Annotated in this window: 1 pseudogene; it reads right to left on the bottom strand. The window is 72.3% G+C overall.

The window, feature by feature from the left end:
* Positions 1–238, bottom strand: a pseudogene (locus ACQG3P_RS23200) (2-octaprenyl-6-methoxyphenyl hydroxylase); the annotation flags it as partial.

The following is a 238-nucleotide window of genomic DNA, read 5'->3' as shown; positions in this document are numbered from 1 at the left end:
TGTCGGGCCGGGATCGGTAAAGCGTTCGAACGCGGTGCGGGCCGGCGCGCGCGCCGAGCGGACGCGGGCCACGAGCAGGGTCTGGGGGGAATCATGTTCGGCCACCCCGATGCCCAGCGCTTCGCGCACGCCGCTGCGGGTGCCATCGTCGCCCACCCCCCGCCGCGCAAGCAGGGTTGGATCACCGGCATGGTCGGCTTTCTCCACTTCGCGGGAGCAATCGACCGTGGCGCCCAGA

Origin of the sequence: Stenotrophomonas sp. SrG, from assembly GCF_050031795.1 — a bacterium.
In the GTDB taxonomy this organism is placed as follows: Bacteria; Pseudomonadota; Gammaproteobacteria; order Xanthomonadales; family Xanthomonadaceae; genus Stenotrophomonas; species Stenotrophomonas rhizophila_A.
The sequence above is the reverse complement of the archived record's forward strand: the minus strand, read 5'-3'. Positions and strand labels throughout refer to the sequence as shown.